Below are 14545 nucleotides of genomic sequence, written 5' to 3' on the forward strand. Positions count from 1 at the left end.
AATCTGGAGTTGAATAAACAGATGGATTAGGGTTAAAATGATAGTTGTTTAAAAAGCATCCATAAAAATTCGTTTTTTAAACCCCGTTGGCAAACTTCTATTCTAGCTTCTAAAGACTTCCTTCAATTAAAAAAGATCCATTTTTTATCCATTGCAGAAGCTATATTCGAACTGTTTCCTTTCATAGATTATAAAAATAAATAAACATAGGTGTGGTGATATTGTGTCCGTTTCACTATCCATATCGCATCTTGAGACCTTAAATTTAAAGGAACTCTATTCCTTAGCACGTGAATATAAAGTCTCTTACTATGCGAAATTAACGAAACGAGAATTAATCTTTGCGATCTTAAAGGCGCAAGCTGAAAAAGATGGCTTCCTATTCATGGACGGAATTCTAGAAATTATCCCTTCAGAAGGCTTTGGTTTCTTACGTCCGATTAATTACTCTCCAAGTGCAGAAGATATTTATATTTCAGCGTCACAAATCCGTCGTTTCGATCTTCGAAATGGGGATAAGGTGTCGGGTAAAGTACGTCCGCCAAAAGAAAATGAGCGCTACTATGGCCTTCTTCACGTTGATGCTGTTAACGGCGAAGACCCTGATTCCGCAAAAGAGCGTGTACACTTCCCGGCTCTAACGCCACTATATCCTGATCGTATGATGGGACTTGAAACTGAGACGAAAAAGCTTTCAACGAGAATTATCGACCTCATGACACCGGTTGGTTTCGGTCAGCGTGGTCTTGTAGTAGCACCACCAAAAGCCGGTAAAACCATGCTACTGAAACAAATTGCAAACAGCATCTCTCAAAACCATCCTGATTCTAAGTTAATCATCCTTCTTGTAGACGAGCGTCCGGAAGAAGTAACGGATATTGAGCGTTCTGTTCAGCCGGATGTGGATGTTGTCAGTTCAACATTTGATGAAGTTCCAGAGAACCATATTAAGGTATCAGAGCTTGTGCTAGAGCGTGCAATGCGTCTTGTTGAGCATAAGAAAGACGTCATTATCTTAATGGATAGCATTACGCGTCTGGCTCGTGCCTATAACCTCGTGATCCCGCCAAGTGGACGAACGCTGTCTGGTGGTATTGACCCTGCGGCATTCCACCGTCCGAAACGTTTCTTCGGTGCTGCCCGTAATATCGAAGAAGGCGGTAGTCTAACGATCCTGGCGACAGCTCTTGTTGATACAGGCTCTCGTATGGACGACGTTATTTATGAAGAATTCAAAGGAACCGGAAATATGGAGCTTCACTTAGATCGTTCTCTTGCAGAACGCCGTATCTTCCCTGCGATTGATATCAAGCGCTCAGGTACGCGTAAAGAAGAACTGCTCCTGCCAAAACCGCATCTTGAGAAGATCTGGGCGATCCGCAAAACGATGGGCGACCAGCACGACTTCGTCGACCGCTTCTTGCGTCGTTTGAAATCTTCGAAGAATAACGACGAATTTTTCCAACTCATGGATGAAGAAATGAAGGGTAAAAACTCTTCACGTCGTTCATAGCAAGGATTTATAGCAAATATTGAAACAAACAGAGCTCCTTTTAAGTCGTCGAATGGCTGTTGCATTTAAGAGGGGCTACTGTTATAATCTTTCTATGTGAGTTTAAGTTCGGCTGGGTCGATCCAGCCAATTAAAACCTCTTAGAATAACTCTGTTTCCTAAGGACGCAGGGCAAAAAGGAGTGGAAAAGCATGAAGGAAGGAATTCACCCGAATTACCGTAAGGTCGTATTCTTAGATACGAGCTCTGACTACAAATTCCTAACGGGTTCAACGTTACATTCTGATGAAACTGTTGAATGGGAAGATGGTAACACTTACCCTCTAATCCGTGTGGAAATTAGCTCAGCTTCACACCCATTCTACACTGGTAAGCAAAAAGCTGACAAAGCTGGTGGCCGTGTAGATCGCTTTAAGAAAAAATACAACCTTGGCTAAGTTGCGATTCGTCGCTTAGTTTTGGAGATAAAAAACAGGCAAATTGTCTAACCTTTTGCCTGTTTTTTTATGCCATGAATAGCTTGAAGGGTGAATTCTTAAACCAGTTATTAGGCGATTCCCCCTTTTGATATAGAGTTTTGATAGTACCCAACAAAGTGGTACATGATAAGAAAAAGGAACGAGGAAGAGAAGGGAGAGACCGGCTTGTGCATGTGATGAAACACAGCGGTTGGATTGAAGTGATTTGTGGGAGTATGTTTTCAGGGAAATCAGAAGAGCTGATTCGCCGCGTCCGCCGTGCTACATACGGAAACCTTTCCGTAAAAGTATTTAAACCAGCTCTAGATAACCGTTACGCAGAGGATTCCATCGTGAGTCACAATGGAACGTCTGTATTAGCTCGACCATTAGACCATTCAACGGAGATTCTTGATGTGGTAGATGAAAATGTAGATGTTGTAGGGATCGATGAAGTTCAGTTCTTCGATGATCATGTCGTTGAGGTTGCTCAAACCCTTGCTGATCGAGGACACCGCGTCATCGTTGCCGGTTTGGATCTAGATTTTCGTGGAGAACCGTTTGGATGTATGCCAACCTTTATGGCAGTCAGTGAATCCGTTACGAAATTATCAGCAATCTGTCCAGTATGCGGATCCCCCGCAACCCGGACACAGCGCTTAATTGATGGCCGTCCTGCCTCATATGACGAACCGATCATCTTAGTCGGTGCCTCCGAATCATATGAGCCTCGTTGCCGCCATCACCATGAAGTACCCAACAAACCCAGGCACATCGTAAAAGCGACCCAAACCCAAAAATCATAACCAAACGCCCTTTCCACAACGGAAGGGGCTTTTTAGTGCACTAAAGCAGTACATGGTGTCAGACACCCTTTCGCACGGTACCGCACTACAGTGCTTTTCTTCCTCGATTTACCGTTTGTGTTCAAACATAGTCCTGATTCTTATGGAGAAGCTATTAGAAACAAGCTGAAAAGGAGGTTTCTCCATGAGAATAGCTTTAGTGTCAGTAGGTTTAGCAGCCGCCGTGTTACTAAGCGCATGCGCATCAAATCCACAGGCGACAGATGAAGTGCAGGATGTTCAATTCTTTGCACGGAACACGGATTCCATGATGCACCATGAGCCGAAGCGTTCCCGAAATTTGCAATCAGATAATCCGATGCAGATTAACCAAGTGGGGGAGACTTGGGGACTTCGTAAAGATCGTGAGAAAGTATATGAAGCAGTCGACACTCTAGAAGGCGTTAAGGTGCGCCGTGTGATCTTCAATAAAGATGTCGTGCGCGTCAGGGTCACAGTAGATGAAGACATTAAGAGCAATGACGAGCGCATGGTAACAACCCAAAACATTAAAACAGCCATCCAGCGCGCCCTTCCTCGTTACAACATCCGAGTGAAAATTGTCGATTAACTATAGTAAGCTAAAGGGTGTCAGACACCCGTCGCTGCTTTACAGCAATAAAGAAGGAGGTCAGCTACAAGTAGCTGACCTTTTTACATAAGGCCAGAAGGGAAAGGATTTAAAAAATGTGCGGTTATGACTTCTTTTGACTCCCTTTATCGCCTATACTATAATTAGACTGTTATGGACAAAAAAGAGGTGGATGCAAGTGTTAGATAGACTTCAAACCTTAGAAGATCGGTATGAAAAACTAAATGAATTGCTTAGCGACCCGGAAATCGTGAACGATTCAAACAAACTACGTGAATACTCGAAAGAGCAAGCGGGCCTTGAAGAAACGGTTCAAGTTTACCGCGAATACAAAGATACGGTTCAGCAGCTTGATGACGCCAAAGCCATGCTTGAAGAAGATCTTGATGATGAGATGAAAGAAATGACGAAAGAAGAGATTTCTGAACTCTCTGCAGAGAAAGACAAGATGGAAGAGCGCCTTAAGATCCTTCTTATCCCGAAAGATCCAAATGACGATAAGAACGTTATTATGGAAGTTCGTGGTGCAGCGGGTGGCGATGAAGCAGCCTTGTTTGCTGGAGACCTTTATCGCATGTACTCCCGTTATGCAGAAGCAAATGGCTGGAAGACAGAAGTCATTGAAGCTCATGAAAGTGAAGTAGGCGGATATAAAGAGATTATCTTTATGATAAACGGGAGTGGCGCATTCTCCAAGCTGAAGTTCGAAAATGGTGCACACCGCGTACAACGTGTACCACAAACGGAATCTGGAGGCCGTATTCACACGTCTACAGCGACTGTCGCTTGTCTGCCAGAAGCAGAAGAAGTCGAAGTCGACATTAATGAGAAAGAAATTCGAGTGGATACGTTCGCATCAAGTGGACCAGGAGGACAGAGTGTTAACACCACTATGTCTGCCGTTCGTCTAACGCACGAACCAACTGGAATCGTTGCTTCTTGTCAGGATGAAAAATCCCAGATCAAGAACAAAGAGAAAGCCATGAAGATCTTACGTGCACGTATTTATGAGAAATTCCAACAGGAAGAACAAGCGAAGTATGATGAGAACCGTAAGTCTGCTGTTGGTTCAGGGGATCGTTCTGAGCGTATTCGTACGTACAACTTCCCACAAAACCGTGTGACCGATCACCGTATTGGGTTAACGATTCAGAAGCTTGATAAGATTCTTGAAGGTAACCTAAACGAGATCACAGAAGCGTTGATTATGGAAGAACAAACAAAAGCGCTTGCTTCGATCGGAGAATAACATGTCGAATCAAACAATTTGGGAAGCCCGTCGCTGGGCTTCCTCTTTTTTAACGGAGAGAGATCGAGAAGCAAACGTGGCGGATTTATTACTGATGCACCATTTAGAATGCAGCCGTGCCCAGCTCCTTGCAAATGGAAGGGATGGAATCGATCCTGAGCTTTTTGCTCAGTTCGAGAAAGATATCCGCACCCATGCAGAAGAAGGCGTCCCTGTTCAGCATCTAATCGGGCAAGAAGAGTTTTACGGTCGTGACTTTATCGTGAATGGTCACGTTCTGATCCCTCGCCCAGAAACAGAAGAGCTTATTGTAGCAGTGACGGATCAGCTGAAAAAGAAAGGCTGGAGTGACCAGACGCTGAACATGGTGGATATAGGAACAGGTAGTGGCATTATTGCGATTACACTCGCGCTAGAGCTACAACGCGTCTCCATGAAAGCTGTCGATTTATCCCCTGAGGCGCTAAAAGTTGCAAGAGAGAATGCAACGAGTCTTGGAGCAGAGATTTCCTTCTATGAGGGAAGCTTCCTCGAGCCAATTGTAGAAACAGGGGAGAAGATGGATGTGATCGTCTCTAATCCCCCGTACATTCCAGAATCTGACCGCTCAAGCTTATCTGATGTGGTCGTCAATCACGATCCTGAACTAGCGCTATTTGCTGACGATAACGGACTTGCTGCTTACCGAGCAATTGTGAGTCAGGTTCCAAAAGTAAAAGCAGAAGAAACACTCCTTGCCTTTGAAATCGGCCATAACCAAGGAGAAGATGTTTCCGCTATTATTCACGAAACTTTCCCATACGCCAACTTAAACGTCATACAAGACATCAACCAAAAAGACCGCATCATCCTAGCCTGGCTCTAAAACGAGCCAGGCTTTTTCTATGCACAGCTTTAAAGCACACCAGCGTGTCAGACACGCCCCGTTCTTGTACAGTACTAAAGGGTGTCAGACACGCTCCGTTCTTGTACAGCACTAAAGGGTGTCAGACACGCCCCGTTCTTGTACAGCACTAAAGGGTGTAGACACGCCCCGTTTTTATACAGCACTAAAGCGTGTCAGACACCCTTTCCCCCTTCACCCTACTAAAGTGATAGTTTTAAATTTTAGTAGATTTTTGGGTATAGGGGGGTGGTTTGCTGTTCATACTGGTTGTAAGAGAAAAGGACGAAGCAAAACATAAAGGGGACGGGGGATATGAATATGTTGAAGAAGGTGAATGTAAAGAAAGCGGTTGGTGTTGCGTTGTTGGTTGTGCTTTGTGCGGTATTGTTTCCTTATACATTGGAAGGGTATAATGAGGCGCCTGACCGTGGCACGGATATTCAAGTCATTCCAGATCAAGCCATTCGTTTACGCATTCTAGCAAATAGTGACCGTGATCGAGATCAGGCGATTAAACGAAAAGTAAGAGACGCCGTCAATGCTGAGATCACCGTTTGGGTCGAGGAGTTAACCTCTATTGAAGCAGCTCGTGAACTAATTCAGAGCCGACTAGGTGAATTAGAGGAAATTGTGGATAACGTGTTGAAAGAAGAAGGTGTTCAAACATCTTACACTGTGGATTACGGGAAGCATGTAGAATTTCCGGCTAAACTTTATGGAACGTATCTTTACCCAGCTGGTGAATATGAAGCAATCTTAATTACGTTAGGTAATGGAGATGGAGCCAACTGGTGGTGTGTGCTATTCCCACCACTTTGCTTCCTTGATTTCAATAACGGCACATCAGTAGCTGCAGAAACAACAGATGAACCGGCTCAAGAGATCGAAGAGGAGCAGTCCACAACGAAAGAAGAGCCAAAAGAAGAAGTAGACTCAAGTGCAAAAGCAGAGCGAGAAAAAGTCGAAGTGAAGTTCTTCTTAACCGAGTGGTTTAGCTTTTTATAGAAATCTATCATATTCTCTCTAGCATTTCATATAGATAGTAGTAACAATGCCAGGGAGGGAATTATATGATTGAACTTACTCATATAAAAGATCATAAAGAATCCACAATGGAAGATTTCTTTGGGGATAAGCTAGAACAGCTAACAGATCGGGAGCGCTTAATGGAACACGGACACATCGTCACATTAAACGGCGAGCAGCAAGGATTTGTAGCTCTTGTGCCCGTCGAAGAAGAGTCCGTTTGGCTAAGATCCCTATACTTCCAATCCGGAGTAAGACCAGAGCTTGTCCTCACACTTTTCGAAGTCTTACAGCAACACGTGGAAGAGCAAGGCCTTCAGAAATTATATGTCTTCAGTCATCAACGCACGCTAGAACCATTGCTTCAAACCTATCAGTATCAACAAATAGACTCATCCGCCGTCCCGATTGATGAGAAAGAGTTACCAGCACAAACCGGAAACTGGTGGTGCTATGAATCGAGTAAGAGTTAGTTATTCACACTTGTGGATAACACTTGTTAATAACTTGTGCAAACATGTGGATGAACCCCCCTTTTATTCACATTTGCTATATAAAAAGAGGCTATCCTATAGGATAGCCTCTTCCTGAGTCTAAAAGCCTGCTTTACACAGCCTTCGTTTCTAGAGAAACTTCGATGTTACCGCGTGTCGCTTTAGAATAAGGGCATACATCGTGTGCCTTATTCACAAGTTCTTCAGCTTTAGCTTGGTCAACACCGCTGATCTCAACATGTAAGTTCACGCCAAGACCTAAGCCGTCGTTTCCTTTACCGATATCAACTTTAGCTGTAACCGTTGATTCAATCTGTTCACCAGACTGATCGGCAACAAGGTTTAGTGCGCCATCGAAGCACGCTGAATAGCCACATGCGAATAATTGTTCAGGGTTTGTACCGTCTCCGCCTTGGCCGCCAAGACCTTCTGGCGTAGACAGATTATGTTCAACTTTATTATCAGATGTTGAAACGGAACCTTCGCGTCCGCCTTTTGCTGTTGCTTCTGCTGTATAAAGTACTTTCATGAAAAATCCCTCCATACATTTGTTTGGTTGCACAATTACACTCTACCCGTTTTAAGTAGATCTTACTCATAAGAATAGGTAGAGGACTTGCAGAAAAGGGAGAAGAAAGCTCATAATATAAGAATAATGTTGGCAAACAGAGAAAGGATGCTCGAACCTTGAGTACAACAGAAACGAAATTTTGGACCATCGATCCTCAACATATAAACGATTACGATCAACAAATCCATGAAGCGGCCGAATGTCTTAAAGAGAATCAGGCTGTCGCTTTTCCTACTGAAACGGTGTACGGCCTTGGGGCGAATGCGCTGAATGACGAAGCGGTGCAACACATTTTTGCAGCTAAAGGTCGGCCGGCTGACAATCCGCTTATTGTGCACGTAGCCGATAAAATGCATATTGAAGACGTGGTGACGCATATTCCGGACATCGCCCATAAGCTAATCGATGCCTTTATGCCTGGACCGCTTACCCTTATTTTAGAGAGCAACGGCGCCTGTGCCTCAAATGTAACGGCAGGATTATCTTCTGTGGGCGTCCGGATTCCTGATCATCCGGTAGCCCGTGCATTATTACAAGCGTGCAGGCTCCCGCTCGCTGCGCCGAGTGCGAACCGCTCTGGTCGCCCGAGCCCAACGTCAGCCGATCACGTGTACAAAGATCTGAATGGCCGCGTTGCTGGAATTGTAGACGGGGGCCAGACAGGCGTAGGCGTTGAATCGACCGTTGTGGATTGCACAGGGGACCGTCCGGTAATTTTAAGACCAGGTGGCATTACAAAAGAAGACCTTGAGAGCGTAGTGGGGCCGACGGACTTCGATGCCGCTTTACTAAATCAAAAAGAAAAACCAAAATCACCAGGCATGAAGTATACGCACTATGCCCCTGAAGCCCCTCTTTGGCTTGTAGAAGGAGACCTTGAATTTCTTCAAAGTCAGATTGACCAGCTTAGAGAGAATGACAAACGCGTCGGTGTCATTATCAGTGAGGAACATGTGGATCAAATCGAAGCAGATGAGGTACAGGTATGTGGTTCTCGTGAGCAGTTAAGCGAAGTGGCTGTTCACTTGTATAGCGCCCTGCGCGCGTTTTCTACCGATACCATTGACGTGATCCTATGTGAAAGCTTCCCGGAATACGGGATGGGCTATGCTGTTATGAACCGGTTAAAGAAAGCATCAACTAGCGTTATTACCCAAGACAAATAGCTTCTTCTAAACTCCTCCTTTTTCGCATATGCTGAACTAGCATGTCCCGAGGGGGAGTTTTTTTATGGATTCGTTCACGATTATTGGAGAGATTGTTACGCTTACCATGATGGCAGTAGCATTAGGAATGGATGCTTTTTCAATCGGCCTTGGGATGGGAATGGTTCCGCTCAGGCTTCGAAAAATAGGCACGATCGGACTTACAGTAGGAATATTCCATGTAATCATGCCCTTTATCGGAATGGTAGTCGGCCGATTTCTATCTGCTCAGCTAGGTTCAGTCGCGACAGTAGCCGGAGGGGTATTGCTCCTAATTCTGGGTGCGCAAATGTTTTATTCCTCCTTTCAAAAAGACGACGCGCCTGCGTTCACACCCGTAGGATTTGGCCTCATTATCTTCTCCTTAAGCGTTAGTTTAGACAGCTTCTCAGTCGGGCTAAGTCTCGGAATGTCCGGAGCTCGTACTCTTATAACGCTCGTTTTATTTGGACTCGCCAGTACCGTACTCACATGGGGAGGACTTCTGCTCGGAAGGAAAGTTCAAGGGCTCCTCGGTACCTACTCAGAAATGTTCGGAGGCAGCATCCTTTGCGCATTCGGCCTCCAGCTCATCCTATAAACTTGCTTTAATACGGTAACAAACCCCAGCGTGTCAGACACCCTGCGGTCCTTTAAAGCGAAGACGCGTGCCAGACACCCTTCACTGCACTAAAGCAGTGGAGGGTGTCTGGCATGTTGTCGTTCTCTAAAGCAGGAAAGGATTTTTGATGTTTTGTGAGTACAGATAGTGGTATAGGTATTGTGAGCCTAATTTTTAGGATAAAAAGTGGACAGGGATTGCAGACTAAGAAGGAAGCTGTGGCAGGTAAAGAGGTGCTAGTTGTATGGAATGGTCATTATTGTTAACGGTTTTTGCTATTGGACTTGTCGGTTCTTTCGTATCTGGATTAGTTGGCATAGGCGGTGCCATTGTCAATTATCCGATGGTGCTTTATATCCCACCACTACTGGGCTTCGCTGGTTTCAGCGCCCATGCAGCTGCTGGTATTGTGGCTGTGCAAGTCTTCGTAGCTTCATTTGGAGGCGTATGGGGGTACCGTAAGGGGAACTACCTTCATAAAACGTTAATCGTCTATATGGGCATAAGTATCTTAATCGGTAGCTTATTAGGAGGATTTGGAGCCTCGTACTTATCTGAGAAAGTCGTAAATATTGTGTACGGTGTCCTTGCACTGATTGCCGTAGTCATGATGTTCATCCCGACACACGAACAGACGGAAGGAAAGGATCACCCGGACTTTAACAAATGGGTCGCCTCTATTTCGGCATTTATCGTCGGAATCGGAGCGGGAATCGTCGGTGCAGGCGGAGCTTTTTTACTTGTACCGATTATGCTCAGTATCCTTCACATTCCGACCCGGATGACCATCGCTTCTTCACTGGCCATCACATTTATCTCATCGATTGGCGCTGTAACAGGTAAGCTATTCTCAGGTGATGTACCGATCATGCCTGCAATCGCGATCGGGATTGCAAGCATCATAACCTCTCAACTTGGAGCCGAAGCAGGGAAAAAAGCCAATACGAACGTACTGCAAACGATTCTCGCCGTACTTATAGTCGGCACAGCCATCAAGATATGGTGGGACATTCTTCTTTAACAATGAACAGGAGGGTTTAAAATGGCACTACAACCATTAACTGTAGATGAATTAGCTAAAAAGATTCTGAACAATGAGGAAGTATTTCTTCTCGATATTCGAAAAGAGGAAGACTACGAAGGGTGGGCTGTAGAAGGCCGCAATGTTCGCAGTTTGAATATCCCTTTTAAAACGCTCGAAAGCGATCCTGGTGACGTGAAAGAAAAGCTTCCAAATGACCAACCCGTTTACGTCGTTTGTGCTCGAGGCATTTCTTCACAGAAAGCCGTTGAAATCCTGAAAGAAGCAGGTCTTGAGGAGGTTACCTACCTTGAAGGTGGAATGACCGCCTGGAGTGAACACCTTGAGCCGGTCAAAATTGGGGATCTAACCGGTGGCGGCGAGCTGTATCAGTTCCTTCGCCTCGGAAAAGGGTGCTTATCTTACATGATCATAGCAAACGGCGAGGCAGCTGTTGTGGATGCCAACCGTATGACAGACCACTATAAACAGTTCGCGAAAAAGCACAACATCTCCATTAAACACGTGCTCGATACCCATTTACACGCGGACCATATCTCAGGAGGTAAAGAACTCGCTGACCAAGAAGGCGCCACTTACTGGTTCCCGAAACAAGATGATGTCGGGGTTGAGTTTTCGTATAGTGGTTTAGAAGACGGCACAGAAATCTCCGTTGGCGATGTGAAGGTTGCTGCTTTCTATTCACCAGGTCACACGATCGGAAGCACAAGCTTTATCGTCGATCAGAAATACTTGCTAACAGGCGATATTTTATTCGTTCAATCCATTGGCCGTCCGGACCTTGCCGGGAAAGCAGAAGACTGGGTAGAGGATCTTCGTCAGACGCTTTACAGCCGCTACAAAGATCTGTCTCAGGACTTAATCGTTCTGCCGGCCCACTTTGGTAAAATGGAAGAAGTGAATGAAGAAGGAACGGTGCAAGGGAAGCTGCAGGAGCTTTATAAGCAAAACGATCGTTTGCAGGTAGAGGATGAGAGTGAATTCCGTCACCTTGTGACCGATAACCTTCCGCCTCAGCCAAACAGTCACGAAGAAATTCGCAAAACCAATATGGGTAAAAAGCAACCAGACGCAGACGAACGCCGTGAAATGGAAGTCGGCCCGAACCGCTGCGCTGTATAAATAACTGAGTCGTCCGAATCATGTTCGGGCGGCTTTTTTATCGAAAAAAGACCACACTTCCTGCTACAATAGATATAGGAAAATTGTGGAGGTGGAACGGTGGGGGAGTGCAAGAGGTGTGGTTCTCCGATTGAAGCGGGGGACATATGCGAGAATTGTAAAGAAGAACAAGATTACATACAAAGAAAAAACGAAGAATCGATGTTTGATTACGAGCCAGAACAACCTACATATGAAACGCCGAAAAGAAAGCGGGAGATGGAGGAGCCCGAACCCGTAGAAGAGGCCTCCGTTACTCAACCTGAACGAGTCGAACAAACCGAACCGGAAGACCCTTTCTTATTCGGCGAAAAGACCGAGTCAAAGTCAAAAGAATTCAAGCGCCCAAAAGTAAGATGGGTCGTGTCAGGCCTGCTCCTTATTGTATTGGGCGCAGCTTTTCTCATATACATGCAGATCACTTCGAAGGATACGCTCTATTTTACGATGGATGAGGAAGGGCAACTACAATTCATGAACAGAGCAGGGAAAATCGTGCTTGAAACAGATCGCGAAATCCAACCCACGTTCCCTTATGAGGAAGATGCCAAGGACCTGGGTCCTGAGCATATTGGCAAAGGAATGCAGTTTACAGGAGAACTTTATCCGGCAAGGGTACCTTCAATGGAGGAGGGTCCAACGTTTGGCTATATCAACAAAGAGGGGGAATGGGGGATCGAACCCTCTTTCCAGCAGGCCCTACCTTTCTATGAGGGCCGCGCCCTTGTCATAAAAGACGGATTACGGGGCTTCATAAACGTGGAGGGAGAAATGGTTATTCCAGCCGATTATCATAATGCCAAAGATTTCAAAGAAGGGTACGCCCCTGTGATGGTCGAAGGCTACTGGGGCTATGTGAATAAAGACGGGGATATGGTCATAGAACCTTCTTATGAAGAAGCTTATCATTTCAACGGTGGGGTGGCTCTTGTGAAGAAGGATCGCAGGGCATACTTCATTGATACAGAAGGGAAGAAAATCATGGAGAAAACCTTCCCGGATGCCCGTGCTTTCTCAGAAGGTCTCGCGCCAGTCCGGTTTGAAGAAGGGTGGAGCTTTGGTTATGTTGATGAAGACGGGAATACAAAGATCAAGCCTCAATTCGTCAACGCCTATCCCTTTCATGATGGCTATGCGACCGTATGCCCTGAGGAGAATAAATGCGGCGTGATCAATAAAGGAGGACACATGGTTGTTGAGCCAGAGTTCGAATCGATTGGATGGTTCGTGGATGGACTTGCCTTTGCCTTCACAAACGATCGACAACGTATGGTCTACATTAATACCAAAGGGGAAACCCAATTTGAGGTCGATGCCATGGGCCAAGGCTTTCCGTATTACAATGGATTGGTCCTTACGATAAAAGCAAATGAGAATCCAGAAGAAGATCAGAATCGGTTCTTCTTCCAATACAGAAATAAAAACGGAGAAGTGGTTCATGAATTTGATGGCCTCTAGTAGAAAAAGACCTATCCACTAGGAAAGTGAGGTGACCCAATGAAAGAATGCAAGAAATGTGGCGCACAGATCGAAGAAGGCGAATCGTGCGCCAAATGCAACAAAGACCAGGCCTACATTCAAGACAAGAACGAAGAATCCATGTTCGAGTTTCAACCTCAACGACCTACATACGACCCACCGAAGAAAAAAGAGGTACTTGAACCAATAGAAGAGGAAACAGAAGAACGCCCGCCCCCAGCAGCACCTGAGTCCATCGTCGAAGATGACGATCCCTTTCTGGTCGACCAGGCAAAAGGGCGTAAATCCCAAAGGCGCTCCAAAAGGAAATGGCTTATAGCGGGACTCCTCCTTGTGGTAATGAGTGGAGCTTACCTGCTGTACATTCAACTGACCTCAAACGACACCCTTTATTTCACGGTAAACGAGAACGCTGAACTAGGTTTTGTGGATGAAACAGGGGAACTCGTGCTTGAAACAGGATACAACAGCAATTATCCTCTTTACGGAATTCAACTGACTTCTGGCATAAGAGGGCGTGGCCCTGAGTATATGATGGAAAGCTACTATTTCACGCAACCTCTTTTCCCAGCCGCGAAGGGGGAGATCGGGGGCGATGAGTCTTATACGTTTATAAACCAGCAAGGAGAGCAGGTTTTCGATGAAACGTATGAACAGGCCAAAGCCTTTCATGACGGGCGAGCTTTAGTGGTGAATGATAGAGCGAGAGGTTACATCGACACAGACGGGGAAATGGTGATTGCCACACAATATCGGGGCGCCAAAAGTTTTAAAGATGGCTATGCTCCCGTTGTGAAGAACGAAAAGTGGGGGTACATCAATCGAAGCGGGGACATGGTCATCGAACCCCTCTATAGAGAAGCCTTTCATTTCAATGAGGGTGTAGCTCTTGTGATGCAAGACGACGGGCGCTATCATTATATCGATTCAGATGGTAAGAAACTTATAGACGATACGTTTACTAAAGCGTACGGCTTTTCTGAAGGCCTTGCTCCTGTTCAGGTAAATGGGCAATTTGGCTTTATTAACAAAAAAGGAACGATGAAAATCGAGGCTCAATATGATGAGGCCTACCCGTTTCACGATGATTATGCGACGGTTTGTATAGACCAGAAGTGCGGGGTCATTAACAAAGGCGGGGATCTTGTTATCGAACCAACGTTCAGAGTGATTGGATGGTTCGTAGACGGCCTCGCCCATGCGGTAGCAGAAGGCAAAAGTGGGTATATTGACACGGAAGGGAACTTCGAAATCGAGCTCGAAGGCAATTACGAACACGGCTTTCCTTTTTATAAGGGAACGGCCTTAACGATCAAAAACGTTGAAAACCCTTCAAGAGGAGATGGGATTCGCTATATCTTCCAGTACAGAAATCGAGATGGGGAAATTACCCACGAATTTAAGCCATTTTAACGACAAAACT

Annotated in this window: 15 protein-coding genes; 14 read left to right on the plus strand and 1 reads right to left on the minus strand. The window is 45.5% G+C overall.

The window, feature by feature from the left end; all coding sequences use genetic code 11:
• Nucleotides 1-223: 223 nt before the first annotated feature.
• The 8 genes from rho (at nucleotide 224) to LQ226_RS09860 (ending at nucleotide 7042) form a co-directional block, all read left to right on the plus strand.
• Nucleotides 224-1513 carry a transcription termination factor Rho gene (gene rho, locus LQ226_RS09825; protein WP_231417721.1) on the plus strand — a complete coding sequence of 430 codons (1290 nt, stop codon included), beginning with the start codon at nucleotides 224-226 and terminating at the stop codon, nucleotides 1511-1513.
• Between the two features lie 191 nt (nucleotides 1514-1704).
• A complete protein-coding gene (locus tag LQ226_RS09830; protein WP_036780038.1) occupies nucleotides 1705-1950 on the plus strand; it encodes a type B 50S ribosomal protein L31 in 246 nt (81 codons plus the stop codon).
• 209 nt (nucleotides 1951-2159) lie between these two features.
• Nucleotides 2160-2777 carry a thymidine kinase gene (locus LQ226_RS09835; protein ID WP_231417722.1) on the plus strand — a complete coding sequence of 206 codons (618 nt, stop codon included), beginning with the start codon at nucleotides 2160-2162 and terminating at the stop codon, nucleotides 2775-2777.
• Nucleotides 2778-2961: 184 nt separating this feature from the next.
• Entirely contained in the window at nucleotides 2962-3387 is a 426-nt protein-coding gene (locus tag LQ226_RS09840; RefSeq protein WP_231417723.1) for a putative periplasmic lipoprotein, read from the plus strand.
• 199 nt (nucleotides 3388-3586) lie between these two features.
• The gene (gene prfA / locus LQ226_RS09845; protein ID WP_231417724.1) at nucleotides 3587-4657 is read left to right on the plus strand and encodes a peptide chain release factor 1; all 1071 of its coding nucleotides are present in this window, start codon (nucleotides 3587-3589) and stop codon (nucleotides 4655-4657) included.
• A gap of 1 nt (nucleotide 4658) precedes the next feature.
• Nucleotides 4659-5522, plus strand: a complete 864-nt coding sequence (prmC, locus tag LQ226_RS09850; RefSeq protein WP_231417725.1) for a peptide chain release factor N(5)-glutamine methyltransferase — start codon at nucleotides 4659-4661, stop codon at nucleotides 5520-5522.
• Between the two features lie 333 nt (nucleotides 5523-5855).
• Nucleotides 5856-6548 carry a stage II sporulation protein R gene (gene spoIIR / locus LQ226_RS09855; RefSeq protein WP_231417726.1) on the plus strand — a complete coding sequence of 231 codons (693 nt, stop codon included), beginning with the start codon at nucleotides 5856-5858 and terminating at the stop codon, nucleotides 6546-6548.
• Between the two features lie 65 nt (nucleotides 6549-6613).
• On the plus strand, nucleotides 6614-7042 hold the full coding sequence (locus LQ226_RS09860; RefSeq protein ID WP_231417727.1) for a GNAT family N-acetyltransferase: 429 nt from the start codon (nucleotides 6614-6616) through the stop codon (nucleotides 7040-7042).
• Between the two features lie 133 nt (nucleotides 7043-7175).
• On the opposite strand, the gene LQ226_RS09865 is transcribed toward LQ226_RS09860, so the two are convergent.
• Nucleotides 7176-7592, minus strand: coding sequence for an organic hydroperoxide resistance protein (locus LQ226_RS09865; protein ID WP_284526598.1), 417 nt, complete (start codon nucleotides 7590-7592; stop codon nucleotides 7176-7178).
• A 158-nt stretch (nucleotides 7593-7750) separates the two neighbouring features.
• On the opposite strand from LQ226_RS09865, the gene LQ226_RS09870 reads away from it, so the two are divergent.
• The 6 genes from LQ226_RS09870 (at nucleotide 7751) to LQ226_RS09895 (ending at nucleotide 14535) form a co-directional block, all read left to right on the plus strand.
• Nucleotides 7751-8800, plus strand: coding sequence for an L-threonylcarbamoyladenylate synthase (locus LQ226_RS09870; protein WP_255688456.1), 1050 nt, complete (start codon nucleotides 7751-7753; stop codon nucleotides 8798-8800).
• Between the two features lie 64 nt (nucleotides 8801-8864).
• Nucleotides 8865-9419, plus strand: coding sequence for a manganese efflux pump MntP (locus LQ226_RS09875; protein ID WP_231417729.1), 555 nt, complete (start codon nucleotides 8865-8867; stop codon nucleotides 9417-9419).
• A gap of 265 nt (nucleotides 9420-9684) precedes the next feature.
• A complete protein-coding gene (locus tag LQ226_RS09880) occupies nucleotides 9685-10461 on the plus strand; it encodes a sulfite exporter TauE/SafE family protein (RefSeq protein WP_231417730.1) in 777 nt (258 codons plus the stop codon).
• A 21-nt stretch (nucleotides 10462-10482) separates the two neighbouring features.
• Nucleotides 10483-11604 carry an MBL fold metallo-hydrolase gene (locus tag LQ226_RS09885; protein WP_231417731.1) on the plus strand — a complete coding sequence of 374 codons (1122 nt, stop codon included), beginning with the start codon at nucleotides 10483-10485 and terminating at the stop codon, nucleotides 11602-11604.
• A gap of 99 nt (nucleotides 11605-11703) precedes the next feature.
• Nucleotides 11704-13101 carry a WG repeat-containing protein gene (locus LQ226_RS21140; RefSeq protein ID WP_231417732.1) on the plus strand — a complete coding sequence of 466 codons (1398 nt, stop codon included), beginning with the start codon at nucleotides 11704-11706 and terminating at the stop codon, nucleotides 13099-13101.
• Nucleotides 13102-13140: 39 nt separating this feature from the next.
• Entirely contained in the window at nucleotides 13141-14535 is a 1395-nt protein-coding gene (locus LQ226_RS09895) for a WG repeat-containing protein (protein ID WP_231417733.1), read from the plus strand.
• Nucleotides 14536-14545: the final 10 nt, after the last annotated feature.

The organism is Pontibacillus sp. HN14, from assembly GCF_021129245.1.
Classification (GTDB): domain Bacteria; phylum Bacillota; class Bacilli; order Bacillales; family BH030062; genus Pontibacillus.

Coding starts and splice junctions, on each gene's coding strand:
- LQ226_RS09830 (WP_036780038.1), top strand. CDS start 1,705: ATGAAGGAAGGAATTCACCCGAATTACCGTAAGGTCGTATTCTTAGAT.
- LQ226_RS09840 (WP_231417723.1), top strand. CDS start 2,962: ATGAGAATAGCTTTAGTGTCAGTAGGTTTAGCAGCCGCCGTGTTACTA.
- prmC (WP_231417725.1), top strand. CDS start 4,659: ATGTCGAATCAAACAATTTGGGAAGCCCGTCGCTGGGCTTCCTCTTTT.
- spoIIR (WP_231417726.1), top strand. CDS start 5,856: ATGAATATGTTGAAGAAGGTGAATGTAAAGAAAGCGGTTGGTGTTGCG.
- LQ226_RS09860 (WP_231417727.1), top strand. CDS start 6,614: ATGATTGAACTTACTCATATAAAAGATCATAAAGAATCCACAATGGAA.
- LQ226_RS09865 (WP_284526598.1), bottom strand. CDS start 7,592: ATGAAAGTACTTTATACAGCAGAAGCAACAGCAAAAGGCGGACGCGAA.
- LQ226_RS09875 (WP_231417729.1), top strand. CDS start 8,865: ATGGATTCGTTCACGATTATTGGAGAGATTGTTACGCTTACCATGATG.
- LQ226_RS09880 (WP_231417730.1), top strand. CDS start 9,685: ATGGAATGGTCATTATTGTTAACGGTTTTTGCTATTGGACTTGTCGGT.
- LQ226_RS09885 (WP_231417731.1), top strand. CDS start 10,483: ATGGCACTACAACCATTAACTGTAGATGAATTAGCTAAAAAGATTCTG.
- LQ226_RS09895 (WP_231417733.1), top strand. CDS start 13,141: ATGAAAGAATGCAAGAAATGTGGCGCACAGATCGAAGAAGGCGAATCG.